14 protein-coding genes are annotated in these 14,319 nt (G+C 67.3%); 8 read left to right on the top strand and 6 right to left on the bottom strand.

Going from position 1 to position 14,319, the window contains the following annotated elements:
* Together VFE83_RS12340 and hppD are read right to left on the bottom strand one after the other, a co-directional pair.
* Positions 1-297 (bottom strand): homogentisate 1,2-dioxygenase (locus tag VFE83_RS12340; protein ID WP_324906542.1); only part of this gene is annotated, 297 nt, incomplete at its 3' end.
* A 19-nt stretch (positions 298-316) separates the two neighbouring features.
* A complete protein-coding gene (gene hppD / locus VFE83_RS12335) occupies positions 317-1,411 on the bottom strand; it encodes a 4-hydroxyphenylpyruvate dioxygenase (protein ID WP_324906540.1) in 1,095 nt (364 codons plus the stop codon).
* 98 nt (positions 1,412-1,509) lie between these two features.
* Here hppD and VFE83_RS12330 point away from each other — a divergent pair, with 98 nt between their 5' ends.
* Complete coding sequence (locus VFE83_RS12330; RefSeq protein WP_324906538.1) at positions 1,510-2,016, top strand: MarR family winged helix-turn-helix transcriptional regulator; 507 nt, start codon at positions 1,510-1,512, stop codon at positions 2,014-2,016.
* Between the two features lie 31 nt (positions 2,017-2,047).
* On the opposite strand, the gene VFE83_RS12325 is transcribed toward VFE83_RS12330, so the two are convergent.
* The 4 genes from VFE83_RS12325 to VFE83_RS12310 form a co-directional block, all read right to left on the bottom strand.
* Positions 2,048-3,571 carry a M14 family metallopeptidase gene (locus VFE83_RS12325; protein ID WP_324906536.1) on the bottom strand — a complete coding sequence of 508 codons (1,524 nt, stop codon included), beginning with the start codon at positions 3,569-3,571 and terminating at the stop codon, positions 2,048-2,050.
* Positions 3,572-3,970: 399 nt separating this feature from the next.
* On the bottom strand, positions 3,971-5,482 hold the full coding sequence (locus VFE83_RS12320; RefSeq protein ID WP_324906534.1) for an oligopeptide:H+ symporter: 1,512 nt from the start codon (positions 5,480-5,482) through the stop codon (positions 3,971-3,973).
* Positions 5,483-5,636: 154 nt separating this feature from the next.
* Positions 5,637-6,059, bottom strand: a complete 423-nt coding sequence (locus VFE83_RS12315; protein ID WP_324906532.1) for an NUDIX domain-containing protein — start codon at positions 6,057-6,059, stop codon at positions 5,637-5,639.
* A gap of 4 nt (positions 6,060-6,063) precedes the next feature.
* Positions 6,064-6,948, bottom strand: a complete 885-nt coding sequence (locus VFE83_RS12310; RefSeq protein WP_324906530.1) for a tryptophan 2,3-dioxygenase — start codon at positions 6,946-6,948, stop codon at positions 6,064-6,066.
* 181 nt (positions 6,949-7,129) lie between these two features.
* Between VFE83_RS12310 and VFE83_RS12305 the strand changes: the two genes are divergently transcribed.
* From VFE83_RS12305 to VFE83_RS12275, 7 genes are all read left to right on the top strand, one after another.
* Positions 7,130-10,243 (top strand): lamin tail domain-containing protein, encoded by a 3,114-nt coding sequence (locus VFE83_RS12305; RefSeq protein WP_324906528.1) that lies wholly within the window; start codon positions 7,130-7,132, stop codon positions 10,241-10,243.
* 18 nt (positions 10,244-10,261) lie between these two features.
* Positions 10,262-10,384 carry a hypothetical protein gene (locus VFE83_RS12300; RefSeq protein WP_324906526.1) on the top strand — a complete coding sequence of 41 codons (123 nt, stop codon included), beginning with the start codon at positions 10,262-10,264 and terminating at the stop codon, positions 10,382-10,384.
* A 331-nt stretch (positions 10,385-10,715) separates the two neighbouring features.
* Positions 10,716-11,786: a pyruvate dehydrogenase (acetyl-transferring) E1 component subunit alpha gene (gene pdhA, locus VFE83_RS12295; protein WP_324906524.1), complete on the top strand. Its 1,071-nt coding sequence runs from the start codon at positions 10,716-10,718 to the stop codon at positions 11,784-11,786.
* Positions 11,786-12,829: an alpha-ketoacid dehydrogenase subunit beta gene (locus VFE83_RS12290; RefSeq protein ID WP_324906523.1), complete on the top strand. Its 1,044-nt coding sequence runs from the start codon at positions 11,786-11,788 to the stop codon at positions 12,827-12,829. Before pdhA ends, VFE83_RS12290 begins: the two co-directional genes overlap by 1 nt.
* Positions 12,830-12,832: 3 nt before the next feature.
* Complete coding sequence (locus VFE83_RS12285; RefSeq protein ID WP_324906521.1) at positions 12,833-13,195, top strand: SH3 domain-containing protein; 363 nt, start codon at positions 12,833-12,835, stop codon at positions 13,193-13,195.
* Positions 13,192-13,572, top strand: coding sequence for a cupin domain-containing protein (locus tag VFE83_RS12280; protein WP_324906519.1), 381 nt, complete (start codon positions 13,192-13,194; stop codon positions 13,570-13,572). The genes VFE83_RS12285 and VFE83_RS12280 overlap by 4 nt, the downstream gene beginning before the upstream one ends.
* Before the next feature lie 67 nt (positions 13,573-13,639).
* Positions 13,640-14,319 (top strand): biotin/lipoyl-containing protein (locus VFE83_RS12275; protein WP_324906517.1); only part of this gene is annotated, 680 nt, incomplete at its 3' end.

The following is a 14,319-nucleotide window of genomic DNA, read 5'->3' as shown; positions in this document are numbered from 1 at the left end:
CGCAGGGCGGATGCGGTACAGCCAGCTGCGCCGGTTCTGGTGGCGCGGCGCGGTGAACGCGGTGCCCGACAGCTGCTCGGCGTACAGCCCGTGCGCAACGCGTTGCGGCGAATTGCGGCCTTCCGGCAGCGTGCCCGGCACGGCCTCGGTCGCGAACTCGTTGCCGAAGCCGGACTGGTAGCCGGTCGCGCGGATGCGCCCGGTCACCGCTTCGGACAGCGGCGTCACGTTCGCGGGCACTGCTTCGGTCGCACTGGCGGCCGCGTCGTTCGCGGCCGGGTTCGCGGCGGTGTTCATCGCATCGCTCCGGGTGGGGTTACAGCACGCCGCGCTTCATCTGGTCGCGCTCGATCGACTCGAACAGCGCCTGGAAGTTGCCTTCGCCAAAGCCTTCGTTGCCCTTGCGCTGGATGATCTCGAAGAAGATCGGGCCGATCGCGTTCTGGGTGAAGATCTGCAGCAGCTTGCGCTGATGGGTTTCCGGATCGGCGTCGATCAGGATCTTGTTCTTCTGCAGGCGCGCAACGTCCTCGCCATGGTTCGGCACGCGCTGGTCGATCACTTCGAAGTAGGTGTCCGGCGTATCGAGGAACTCCACGCCCTGTTCGCGCATGGCCTCGACCGTGTCGTAGATGTTGTCGGTGAAGCAGGCGATGTGCTGGATGCCCTCGCCCTTGTATGCGTCCAGGTATTCGTTGATCTGCGACTTGGGATCGTTGGACTCGTTGAGCGGGATGCGAACGATGCCGTCCGGCGCGGTCATCGCCTTGGAGACCAGGCCGGTCTTCACGCCCTTGATGTCGAAGTAGCGGATCTCGCGGAAGTTGAACAGACGCTCGTAGTAGTCCGACCACTTTTGCATGTTGCCGAAGTACAGGTTGTGCGTGAGGTGGTCGATGAAGGTGAGCCCAAAGCCCTTCGGATTCGGCTCGGCGCCCTGCACAGGCAGGTAGTCGCCGTCGTAGATCGAGCCTGCGCTGCCGTAGCGGTCGACGAGGTACAGCATGCAGTCGCCGATGCCCTTCACCACCGGTGCGGCCACGGCACGCGTTTCGGCCTTGTCGGCCACGGCTTCGCCGCCGTTGTTCACGACGGTGTCGAACACCTTCGAAGCGGGCTCCCTGAAGCGGATCGCGAAGCCGCACGCGCTCGGGCCGTGCTTGGCCGCGAAGTCGGCCGCGAAGCTGTCCGGGTCCTCGTTGACCAGGAAGTTCACGTCGCCCTGGCGGTAGACGGCGATCGGGCGGGACTTGTGGCGGAGCACGGCGGTGAAGCCGAGCTTGCGGAAGTAATCGTGCAGCAGTTCGCCCTGTCCTGCCGGCGCGGCAAACTCGACGAACTCGAAGCCGTCGATGCCGAGGGGGTTCTCGAACGTGGTGACCTGCATGCCGAGGTTGGGCTGCGCATTCATGGCATTGTTCTCACATTGGCGGCCCGATCCGGTAGGGACGGCCTTCGGAAACGATCCTTATAGTTTCACCTGAAACCATAATCAAGGCACATCGCATCATGAATGCGCGCGACCCCGGAATTCCCACGCTCGGGCAACCCTTGCCCGGCCATGCCCAGCTGGATCTTGAGCATTTCCTGCCCTATCGCCTGTCGGTGCTCAGCAACCGGGTCAGCAGCACCATCGCGCGCATCTATACCGAGCGTTTCGCCCTGAGCATCACCGAGTGGCGCGTGATGGCCGTGCTGGGCCGTTACCCCGACCTGTCGGCCAACGAGGTTGCGCAGCGCACGGCGATGGACAAGGTGGCGGTGAGCCGCGCGGTGGCCCGGCTGCTCGAGGCCGGCCGCCTGCAGCGCGAGATCCATGGCGACGACCGGCGCCGGTCGGTGTTGCGCCTGTCGGAGGCCGGCTACCGGATCTACGACGAGGTCGCGCCGATGGCGCTGGCGTTCGAACGCCGGTTGCTCGCCGGCATCGACGACAATGAGCGTGCGGTGCTGTTCCGCCTGCTCGATCGGCTGGACGAACTGGAACTGAAGGTCGAGGCCGAAGCGGCGTTCTGACAGCCGGCACCCGAACGCCAGACCGCGGTCTTCACCCGACCATCGTCGAAGGATGGTCGATCGCCAGCACCCGCCACGCGGGAAACTCGTCGCCCGCCGAGGGCGCGTCGATCCATCCGCAGGCCAGCAGCCCGTCGTCGCTGCCGGCCTCGCACAGGTACACGGCCACCGCGCCGCGCTGCTGCTCGGTGCGCACCAGCGCCCAGCCATCGGGCAGGGTGCGCTTCTCCCGTGTGTGAACCACCTCGAGCCACGGCGACGCATCGGCTTCGAGGATGTCTCGACCCGCGGATGATCCCAACGCCGTCACCATCGCGATCTCGGCATCCAGCAGTGGCGCGACCGGCGGGCGCTCGATCACCAGTCCATGTCCTTCGAGCCGGTCGGCAATGGCGTTCGGCACCGCGTACGCGAGCGGACGCGACACGATGTGCTCGCCGACGAAGCGGGCGATGTACGGCACGCTTACACTCACCGGCTCGCCTTCCAGCGTGTACGGATCGCGCGTGAGGATCTCGACTGGGCGATTCTCGAACGCTTCCAGCCGATAGCGCACCGCGATCTCGTCCGGCGGCATCTCGCATGCGGCCAGCAGTTCGACGATCTCGACCGCATCCGCGGCGACGTGCAGCAGCGTCTCGCGCAGGAACGCGTACGTGGTGCGCACGCGATCGTAGAAATCGATGTAGGCGTAGGTTTCCAGCAACAGGTCGAGGCGGTTGGTCAGCCCGCGATAGTTGCCGCCGAAACGGGGATGGTGGGTGTAGGTGATCCAGCCCATGCCCTGCCCGCCTTCGTCGCGCAGGAAGTTGCCGTACCAGAACGTGTCCAGACCCTCGGTGCGCTTCACCGCATCCGTCACGGCGGGCAGCAGGTGCTCGCGCATGTAGGCGATGGGCTCTGCGCGTCCGCTGAGCGACGTGTGCGGCACGTCGTAGGTCAGCGCATAGCGGTGGATCGAACCGTTGGTGGCGTGGCAGTCGATGGTGAGGTGCGGGTTCCACGGGTGCATCACGCGCGTCTGCAGGAGGCGCATCTCCGGTGCGTCCTGACACATGTAGTCGCGGTTGAGATTGATGCCGGCCGCGTTGGTGCGGGTACCGACGCCGCTCTCCGGGCCGAGTTGGCCTTGGAAGTGCTCGATGTCGAGCTTGCGGTTCGCCGGATCGATGCGCTCATTGCCATCGGCGTTGAACAGCGGCACCAGCAGCAATGTCATGTGCGACAGCAGGTCGCCGTGTGCGCCGATCAGCAGGTCGCGCACCAGCATCAAACCGGCTTCCTTGCCCTCGACTTCGCCTGCATGGATGCCGCACAGGATCAGCACCACGGGCAATCCGGACTGGCGCGCCGCTTCCGGAGTGGTCACGCCCGCCGCGGACAGCACCAGCAAGGGCAGCTCGCGGCCTTCGGGCGTGGCGCCGAAACCGGCCACGTGCAGGCGCGGATCGCCCAGGTCCATCAGGCCCTTGATGAAGGCCATCACGTCCGCATGGCGCGAGGTCTCGGCGTACTGCGTGCGTTCGGCGCGGGTAAGCAGGGGCGGCTGCGACATGGCGGCATCTGGTGGAGCGGGATGCTCACCTTACCGTTCACGGCGTTTGGGTGCCGGAGGACGGCGGGAACGTGGCTGCCGTGTCGCTGCGTGAGCTACCGGCACCCAACCGTCGTCCCGGCGAAGGCCCGGACCCGGGCTGTCACACGTCGACAGCACCTGCGCGTGACGAGAGAAACGACGATGGCGCTCTGCGGGACGCCGTCGCCTGAGACGTTGATGGCCTGGATCCCGGCCTTCGCCGGCACGACGCGTCGCGCGGAGTCATTCGCACTGCGCGGAAACGACAACGGCGCCCCGAAGGACGCCGTCGCCTGAGACGTTGGCCTGGATCCCGGCTTTTGCCGGGATGACGCATCGGCAAAGCGGCTCGCGCGAATGCGCGAGCCGGCCGATGCGTCACTTCACCCCATGCATCAGCTTCTGCACCAGCGGCGCGATCAGGAACAGCAGTGCGCCGGCGCCCACCAGCGCCCAGAAACCGAAGGTATAGCCCGAATGCGCCGACTGCACCGTCATGCCGCCTTCGCCACTGACGATGCCGGCGAAGATGCCAGACAGGTTGTTGCCGATGCCGGTCGACAGGAACCAGCCGCCCATGCCGAAGCCGACCAGGCGCAGCGGCGCCAGCTTGGTCACCATCGACAGGCCGATCGGCGACAGGCACAGCTCGCCGACGGACTGGATCACGTACACCATGAACAACGTCCAGAACGGGATCTTGCCGGCGTCATTGACCAGGCTCGAGAGCGCGAACATCAGCAGCAGGAACGCCAGGCCGTTGAAGATCAGGCCCAGGCCGAACTTGCGTGGAATCGACGGATTGGCCGAACGCATCTTCACCCAGATCCACGCGATGATCGGCGCCAGGGTGATGATGGCCAGCGAGTTCACCGACTGGAACCACGCGTTCGGGAACACGAAGCCGCCCGGACCGAACAGGTCGCGGTCGACGATCTTGTCGGCGAGAAAGGTGAAGGAACTGCCGGCCTGCTCGAAGAACATCCAGAACAGGATGTTGAAGGTGAAGATGATCAGCATCGCGATGCATCGGTCGCGCTGCACCTTGCCCTCGCGGAACGCCTCGACCATCAGCATCGCGCACAGCGCCAGGAACATCGCCAGCAGGATCCACTGCAACGTGGTCGCGCCCAGTGCCAGCAGCGCATACACCGCCGGAATCGCCAGCAGCGCACCGATCAGCACATACAGCACCTTCTGCTTTCCGTCATCGCCTTCGGGCGGCCGGCCAATGCCGGCCAGTTCGCGGCGTCCGAACCAGAACCACACCAGGCTGATCAGCATGCCCACGCCGGAAGCCATGAAGACCACCTTGTAGGTCGGCATCGCGCTGGTGCCGAACACCTGCTCGGCGAGCATGCCGGTCAGGATGGGCGAGATGAATGCACCGGCATTGATGCCCATGTAGAAGATGGTGAAGCCCGAGTCGCGACGCTCGTCGGTCACGCCATAGAGCTTGCCGACCATCGTGGAGATGTTGGGTTTGAACAGGCCGTTGCCGCAGATGATGGTGGCCAAGCCCAACTTGAAGACCTGTTCGTTCGGTATCGCGATCATGAACAGGCCCGCGGCCATGATCACCGCACCGAGCAGGATCGAACGCTGATACCCCAGCACGCGGTCGGCGATGTAGCCGCCGAAGATCGCCGCGGCGTACACCAGCGCCAGGTAGGCGCCGTAGATCCGGTTGGCTGGCGCCTCGCCGGTCGGGTCGCCGCCATGGAACTGCGCAACGATGTACAGCACGAGCGCCCAGCGGATCCCGTAGAACGCGAAGCGCTCCCAGAACTCGGTCATGAACAGCATCCACAGGGGTTTCGGATGCCCCATGACCTGTTTGAACTCTGGAATGGCCACGGTCTGGCCGGGCAATGAAGCGGTTCCGCTCATGCGGTAATCCCCCGTGTGGATCGAAAATCTGAATGAGAAAAACCCACGCCGGGCGGCACGGGACCGGGGAGATTTACCGGCTAGACCCCGGTCCGTCAAACCTGTGTGAAGGCCGCGCGAGCTTGCTGCGGCGCAACATTTGCCTGAATGGGGATCACGGATGCTCCAGCTTGCGGACACTGTCCAGCGCGCCGGACAGCAACTCCGGGAACCGCGGATGTGCGTCGCGCAGGCGCTGCTGCGCCTCGTCCAGCGCGCACCAGCGGATCTCCGCGTGCTCGGCACGATTGACCGGTTCGCCCCGCCAGCGCGTGATGAGATACAGGCGCAGCCGCCACGGCTCCGGCGCGCTCCCATCGATGCGCGCCAGGTAGCGCGTGGAGAGCGGCCCGATGCCGAGTTCTTCGCGCAACTCGCGATGCAGTGCGCCCGGTCCGCTTTCGCCCGGTTCGACATGCCCACCGAACACGTCCCATGCGCCGGCCAGCCAATCGCAGTCTTCGCTGCGGCGTCCTAGCAGGATGCGCCCATCGCGGACCAGCAACGCGCCGACGCAATCGTGCACGGACGCGCTCATCGCCTCACTTCGGCGCGGGCGGTCCGTAGCTGCCGCCGGCACCGATCACGGTGCGCACTTCGAACAGTTCGGGGAAGAACGTCAGCTCCAGCGCCTGCTTCAGGAAACCGACGCCGCTGGAGCCGCCCGTTCCGCGCTTGAAACCGATGATACGCATGACCGTGCGCATGTGGCGGAAACGCCACAGCTGGAACTGGCTTTCCAGATCGACCAGGTCCTCGCACAGGTGGTAAGCGGCCCAGTGCGTGTCGGTGTCCTCATAGATGCGCTCGAACACCGGCAGCAGCTCCGGATCGGCCACGTGCGACTGCGACCAGTCGCGCTCGACATGCCGCGCCGGCACCGGATGGCCGTGCCGTGCGAGATACCGCAACACCTCGTCGTACAGGCTGGGCGATTCCAGCACCTCGCGCAGGCCGGCTTCCGCCCGCGCGTCGTGCGAGAACACCTTCAGCATGGAGGCGTTCTTGTTGCCCAGCAGGAATTCGATGGTGCGGTACTGCAACGACTGGAAGCCAGACGACGGGCCGAGGATCTCGCGGAATTCCATGTACTCCGACGGCGTCAGCGTCTCCAGCACCGACCACATCTCGGTGAGCTGGCGCAGGATGTTCTTGCAGCGGGCGAAGATCTTCTGGCACTCGCCCAGCCGGTCCTCGCGCAGGTTGGCCACGGCCGCGCGCAGCTCGTGGATCATCAGCTTCATCCACAGTTCGGACACCTGGTGCTGCACGATGAACAGCAGCTCGTCGTGGTGCGGCGGATTGGACAGACGCTGCTGGGCCGACAGCAGCGTGTCGAGCTGCAGGTAGCCGGAATAGCTCATCCGCCCTTCGAAATCGGTGTGGATGCCGGTTTCCAGTTCACGCTCGTTCTTTTCGACCGTCATTGCAGGCTCGGATTGACCAGAAAACCCGCCGCGGCGGGGGCAAAAGAGTACCGCATCGGCACGCGCCACCCCGGGGCGAGAGGGCGCCGTCACCCCTTTGCAACACCTGGCTCACAGCATTCGTGCACACTTCAGCCCGTCCGCGACAGGGGCACAGGCGGGCATCCAACCGGGGACGCATATGGAAAGGTGCAAGGGCCGCCTGGCGGCAATCGCAGTACTCGCGTTCGCTTCATGCCTCGGCGCCGCACAGGCGCAGGTCGTCATCAGCCAGGTCTATGGCGGTGGCGGCGGGGGCACGGCGGTCTACGCCAACGACTATGTCGAGCTGTACAACCGCGGCAGCGCGCCGGCCTCGCTGGCCGGCCTGTCGGTGCAGTACGCCAGCGCCACCGGCACGGGCAACTTCGGCAGTGTGACCGCGCTGCCCTCGGTCACCGTGCAGCCGGGCAAGTACTTCCTGATCCAGATGAGCGGCGGCTCCGCCGGCGCGCCATTGCCGACGCCGGACGCGACCGGCGGCGCGGCGATGTCCGCCAGCGCCGGCAAGATCGTGCTGGTCAACGCCACCACTGCCCTGGCTTGCAACGGTGGCAGTGCGCCGTGCTCCGACGCACAGCGCGCACTGATCCTGGACCTGGTCGGATACGGCGGCGCGAACTTCTTCGAAGGCAGCGCGCCCGCACCGGCGCTGAGCGCCGCTACCGCAGCGCTGCGCCAAGGCAACGGCGCTGTCGACACCAACGACAATGCGGCCGATTTCATCGCCGGCGCACCAACGCCGCGCAACAGCGGCTCCTCGCCGCCCGACCCGGATCCCGCCACGCCGCTGACCATCGCGCAGATCCAGGGAGACGCGCTGCGTTCGCCGCATGAGGGCAAGCGCGTGGTGACCGAAGGCATCGTCACTGCACGCAAGTTCAACAACGGCTTCTTCATCCAGGCGGCCAACGACGACGGCAACGCCGCCACGTCGAACGCGGTGTTCGTGTTCACCAGCAGCGCGCCGCCGGCCAGTGCCGCGGTGGGCAACCTGGTGCGTGTGACCGGCACCGTCGGGGAGTTCGTCCCGGCCTCGAACGTGAACCAGCTGACGATCACCCAGATCACCGGCCCCACCGTCGAGCTTCTGCAGTCCGGGTTGGCGCTGCCTGCCGCGGCCGAACTGACCGCGGACGATCTTTCGCCGGGCGCGAATCCGGGCACGCTGGAGCGCCTGGAAGGCATGCGCGTGAGCGCTGCGGCCGCACGCGTCGTGGCCGCCTCCGAAGGCAGCATCGATGAGGACGACGCGACGTCCACCAGCAATGGCGTGTTCCATGTGGTGCTGCCGCAGGTGCAGCGCCCGTTCCGCGAGCCCGGCATCGGCGTGATGGATGCCGCGCTGGCGACCCTGCCCGCGGGCAAGACTCCGCCGCTGTACGACACCAACCAGGAACGCCTGATGGTGCGCAGCCGCGGTCAGGTGAATGCCACATTGGTGTCGGCCGACGTCGGCGCCGAAGTGGCCGGCCTGCTCGGCATACTCGACTACTTCGCCGGCACCTGGGCGTTGCTGCCGGATGTCGGCACGCCGCCCATCGTCACCGGCGGCCGTCTGCCGGAAGCCGTGAACGATGCGGCCTACGACGCCGTCACCGTCGGCGGCTTCAACCTGCTGCGCTTCTTCGACGAGGTAAACGACAGCAACGGCGCACCGACGATCAAGCCGGAGGCGGTGCAGAAGCGACTGACCAAGACCGCCGCAGCGATCTGCGACTACGTCAAGACGCCCGACATCCTGGGCGTGGTCGAAGTCGAGAACTTGCGCGTGCTGGGCCTGCTGGCTGATCGCATCAACGAAACCTGCCCACGCGCGCCGGGCTACGTGCCGTACCTGGTGCAGGGCAACGACGTGGGCGGCATCAACGTCGGCTTCCTGGTCGCCACGCGCGACAACGGCGCCGGCGCGGCGCGCGTTGAAGTGGTCGACGTGGTGCAGTTCGGCAAGGACGCCACGCTGGCCAATCCCGATGGCAGCACCAGCCTGCTCAACGACCGTCCGCCGCTTCGCCTGCGTGCCCGCGTGCACCAGGACAACGGAGCGGTGTATCCGGTGACGGTGGTCGTCAATCACCTGCGCTCGCTCAACGACATCGACTCGGTCGCGCCGGGCAGCAACGGCTGGACCACGGATGGCGCCCGCGTCCGCGCCAAGCGTGCTGCACAGGCGGCCTATCTGGCGACGCTGATCGAGCAGTGGCAGCAGCAGAATCCGGCCGAGAAAATCGTGCTGGTGGGCGACTTCAACACCTTCGAGTTCAACGATGGCTACGTGGACGTGCTCGGCGTCATCAAGGGCACCGAAGCGCCGGAGAACGAGGTGCTGGCCTACATCGACAGCCCGGTCACCACGCCGCTGATCGACGGCTCGGAACTCATCGCAGATCCCGCGCAGCGCTACTCGTACGTCTACCAGGGCAATGCGCAGACGCTGGACCACGTGCTGGTCAACGAAGCGCTGGTGATGGACGCGGCCGCGGTCACCGTGGAGCACGCACGCATCAACGCCGACTTCGGCGTCGACCACTACGGCGACGCCACGCTGCCGCTGCGCGTGTCCGACCACGATCCGGTGCGGGTGAGCATCACCGTGCCCTCTTTCCGCAGCGCCGACCTGTCGGTGGCCGCAAGCGCATCGCCGCAGGAAGTGCGAGCCGGCCAGACGGCGACCTTCACAGCGCACGTCGCCAACACGGGACCGAATGCCGCGGAGTTCGCCGCGGTGGCGTTCGTGTTCGACGCGCATGTCACTCCGACGACCGTGGCACCCTCCGGCTGGACCTGCGCCGCGCCGGTACAGGACGGCAGCAACACCACCGTGACCTGCACTACCCCGAGCCTGGCATCGCAGGCCGGCGCGGACTTCACCGTGACCACGGCGGCGCCGGCGCTCGCGCATGGCACGCCGCTGCGCATGGCCGTGGCCGCACAGTCGCAGACCCGCGATCCGGCCAACGGCGACAACCAAGCCGCGGCGTCGGTCACCGTGATCGCCAGCGCCGACCTGTCGGTGCAGATCTCCGGCGGTGCACTGCCGGTACGCAAGGGCGCCATCGCGACGTTCCTCGTGCCGGTTCGCAATGCCGGCCCGGACAGCGCTGCGCAGGCCCGCCTGGTGCTGGAAGGCAACGTCGCGGCCAGCGCGGCGGCGGTAGCTGCGCCGCAGGGCTGGGCCTGCCAGCGCGTCGCCACGGACGCCGGCTTCCGCGCCGAGTGCAACCGGAGCGCAGCGATGGCGAAAGGCACGCAGTGATTCGCCTTCGCCATCGTCGTGCCGGACCGTCCACGCCGCGGCACCGAACTGGAGTTCGCCGCTAGCGTCGGCGCGCAGACGCCCGACCCGGACCTGAGCAACAACGTCGACCAGCTGAGCGTTGCGATCCGCAAGCGCTGACCAGGTGACGGCATCGGCAAGGGGCGTGGCTGCGGCCGCGCCCTTTGCTTTTTCGGGCGCGCATTCAGCCTTGCTCCGTACCCATGCGTGCGGACGTCGCATAGCCGCTTTTGCGGAAACTTGCATGCCGCAGCGCGCAACGGCCCTTTACGGGCCCTTGGGTATCATCGCCGTATCAGCGCGTCGGCACGGCATCGTTTTCGCCCGTCGCGGACGCCGCGGAGCCAGGCCCGGATGCACTCCGGCCGAGCCCTCCGAACGGTCCTGCCGGCACTGGATCCGGGACAGCGGCCGATTCGGCTCCCTGCCACTTTCAGCCAGGATCCCCGCGATGACGGTCGCCGCGACCTTCGAAATCGAATACCTGCAATACCTCGGCCCCGACGGCAAGCCCGTCGCCGAGCTCCCCGCCGCGTTCCGCGACCCGAAGGCGCTGCTGCCGCTGTTCAAGCAGATGCTGTTCGTGCGCACGTTCGACAGCAAGGCCATCGCCCTGCAGCGCACCGGCAAGCTGGGCACCTACGCCAGTTGCCTGGGCCACGAGGCCACGCACGTGGGCATCGGTGCATCGATGCAGCCGGACGACGTGTTCGCGCCCAGCTACCGCGAGTACGGCGCGCAGTTCATGCGTGGCGTGAAGCCGCGCGAGGTGCTGCTGTACTGGGGCGGGGACGAGCGCGGCAACGACTTCTCGGGTCCGAAGCAGGACTACGCCTGGTGCGTGCCGATCTCCACGCAGTGTCTGCACGCCGCCGGTGCCGCGCTGAAGTTCAAGCTGATGAAGCAGAAGCAGCTGGCCGTGGCCTGCTGCGGCGATGGTGGTTCCTCCAAGACGGACTTCTACGCCGCGCTCAATTCCGCCGGCGCCTACCAGCTGCCGCTGATCCTGTGCGTGGTGAACAACGGCTGGGCGATCTCGGTGCCGCGCTCGGCGCAGACCGGCGCGCAGACGCTGGCGCAGAAGGGCCTGGCCGGCGGCCTGCACTGCCTGCAGGTGGACGGCAACGACCTGATCGCCGTGCTGGAAGGCATGCGCCGGGCGAGTGAGCGCGCACGCAGCGGCGAAGGCGGCAGCGTGATCGAGTTCATGACCTATCGTCTGCACGACCACACCACCGCCGACGACGCGCGCCGTTATCGCAGCGAGGACGAGGTGAAGTCCGCCTGGACGCGCGAGCCCATCGCGCGCCTGCGCACCTACCTCACCGCACAGGGCGTGTGGAGCGAGGCCGAGGAGAAGGCCTGGGCCGAGGAATGCGGCAAGCAGGTCGACGTGGAAATCAACGCCTACCTCGAGACGCCGGTGCAGCCGGTGGAAGCGATGTTCGATTACCTCTACGCCGATCCGCCGCCGGACCTGCTGGCGCAACGCGCCTTCGCGCTCGCACAGGAGGGCCGCTGATGAACGTCGAAACCACTGCCGTGAAGAGCGGCAAGAAGGCCGACACGGCCACGGCCGCCACGCCCACCGCGATCACGCTGATCGAGGCGATCACGCAGGCGCTGGCCTACGAGATGCGCGCCGACGACAAGGTGCTGGTCCTGGGCGAGGACGTCGGCGTGAACGGCGGCGTGTTCCGCGCCACCGCCGGCCTGCAGCAGCAGTTCGGCCCCGAGCGCGTGCTCGACACGCCGCTGGACGAGACCACCATCGCCGGCCTCACGGTCGGCCTGGCCTCGCAGGGCATGAAGCCCGTCGCCGAATCGCAGTTCGACGGCTTCGTCTATCCGATGGTGGACCACATCATCTGCCACGCCGCGCGCTTCCGTTACCGCACGCGTGGCCGCCTGACCTGCCCGATGGTGCTGCGCGTGCCGTGGGGCGGCGGCATCCGCGCGCCGGAACACCACAGCGAGGCGAACGAAGCCATCTTCACCAACGTGCCCGGCCTGCGCGTGGTCATGCCCTCCTCGCCCGCACGCGCCTACGGCCTGCTGCTCGCCGCGATCCGCGATCCGGATCCGGTGATCTTCATGGAACCCAAGCGCATCTACCGCCAGTACAAGGAAGTAGTGCCCGACGACGGCGAGGCGCTGCCGCTGGACGTGTGCTACGTGCTGCGCGACGGCACCGACGTCACGCTGGTCACGTGGGGCGCGCAGGTCAAGGAATCGCTGGAAGCCGCCGAGAAGCTCGCGGCCGAGGGCATCAGCGCCGAAGTCATCGACGTGGCCACGCTGCGTCCGCTGGACTTCGACACCATCGCCGAATCGGTCAGCCGAACCGGCCGCTGCGTGATCGTGCACGAGGCTCCCAAGACCGCAGGGTTCGGCGCGGAGATCGCCGCGCGCCTGGCCGAGGAATCGATGTTCGACCTGCTGGCGCCGGTGGAGCGCGTGACCGGCTACGACACGCACATCCCGCTGTTCCGCCTGGAAATGAAGTACCTGCCCAGCGTCGAGCGCATCGTCGCAGCGGCGAAGCGCACCCTCGCGGCCAGCTGATCCATGCGACACGCCCGCGTCGTCGTCGCCCATCGCGCGCCGGATCGCAAGCCGATCCGGTTGATGCCGGGTGATGCCGTGACGCTGGGCGACCGCGACGGCGACTGGCCGGAGTTCGTCTGGACGACTATCGCCGAGGGCCACGAGGGCTGGGTGCCTGTGAAGCTGTTCGACAGCGAGCACGGCCCGGCCCGCGCCCTGGCCGAATACGACACGCGCGAGCTGGACGCGCAAGCCGACGAGATCCTCGTCCTGCATTACGAACTGGCGCGGTGGTGGTGGGCGGAGAATGCGCTGGGCCACCAGGGCTGGATTCCCGCGCGATCGCTGGAACTGCTGGACGACCAGGAAGGCGAGGACGCATGAGCGAGGCACGCAACGCAGATGGCGCGGTCAACCTGGCCGACAAGCTGGCGACGTTTTCCGAACGCTGGTCGCCGCGCGTGGTCGCACAGATGAACGACGTGCAGTTCAAGCTGGTGAAGATGCAGGGCGATTTCGTCTGGCATTCGCACGAGGAGACCGACGAGGTGTTCCTGGTGGTGAAGGGCGAGATGGAGATCGGCCTGCGCGACCGCGACGTGGTGCTGCGCGAGGGCGAGATGTTCGTGATCCCGCGTGGCGTGGAGCACATCACCCGCGCCCGCGAGGAATGCCACGCCCTCATCGTGGAGCCCGCAGGCGTGGTCAACACCGGCGATGCCGGCGGCGACCTCACCGCACGAAACGACGTGTGGGCCTGATTACCGGTCGGACGCGCCCGCCGCGTTCGTCCACACAGCAATACGCATTTCAACGAGACGACACCGTATGACCAACAAGAAGACCTTCCTGCTTCCCGACCTCGGCGAGGGCCTGCCCGACGCGACCATCGTCGAGTGGTTCGTGAAGGAGGGCGACACCATCCGCCTGGACGAGAACCTGGTGTCGATGGAAACCGCCAAGGCGGTGGTCGAGGTGCCGTCGCCGGTGTCGGGCAAGGTGCTGAAGCTGGCCGGCGGCCCGGGCGACGTCATCGTCACCGGCAAGATGCTGGCCGAATTCGAGATCGACCCGTCGTTGCCGCAGCGCGCCGAAGGCCAGGACACCGGCCATCACCACGGCGCAGGCAGCCATGCCCCGGATGACGGCGACAAGGTCATCGCCTCGGACGAAGGCGGCACCATCAGCGATGCGGGCGAACCCGCACCGCAGGGCGAACCGCGCGCGGACTCCGGCACGGTGGTCGGCGCGATGCAGAGCTCCGACGCGGTGCGCAGCGAACAGGCCGTCGCCGTGGGCGGCGTCAAGGCGATGCCGGCCGTACGCGCGATGGCACGCAAGCTCGGCGTCGACATCGCGCGCGTCCGTCGGGCGTCTGAAAGCCGCCGTCCGTGTACAGGCGGCGCGTCGCGGCCGGATCGCTGGCGCCCGCCGGGAACGGCCACTGCACGCCGCCGTGCGCCTCGATCGCCTCGTAGGACAGGCCGGAGTAGACGCAGAGCCGCCCC

The sequence above is a fragment of the Lysobacter sp. genome, assembly GCF_035655815.1.
In the GTDB taxonomy this organism is placed as follows: Bacteria; Pseudomonadota; Gammaproteobacteria; order Xanthomonadales; family Xanthomonadaceae; genus Lysobacter_J.
This window is presented reverse-complemented; position numbering and strand designations above follow the sequence as displayed.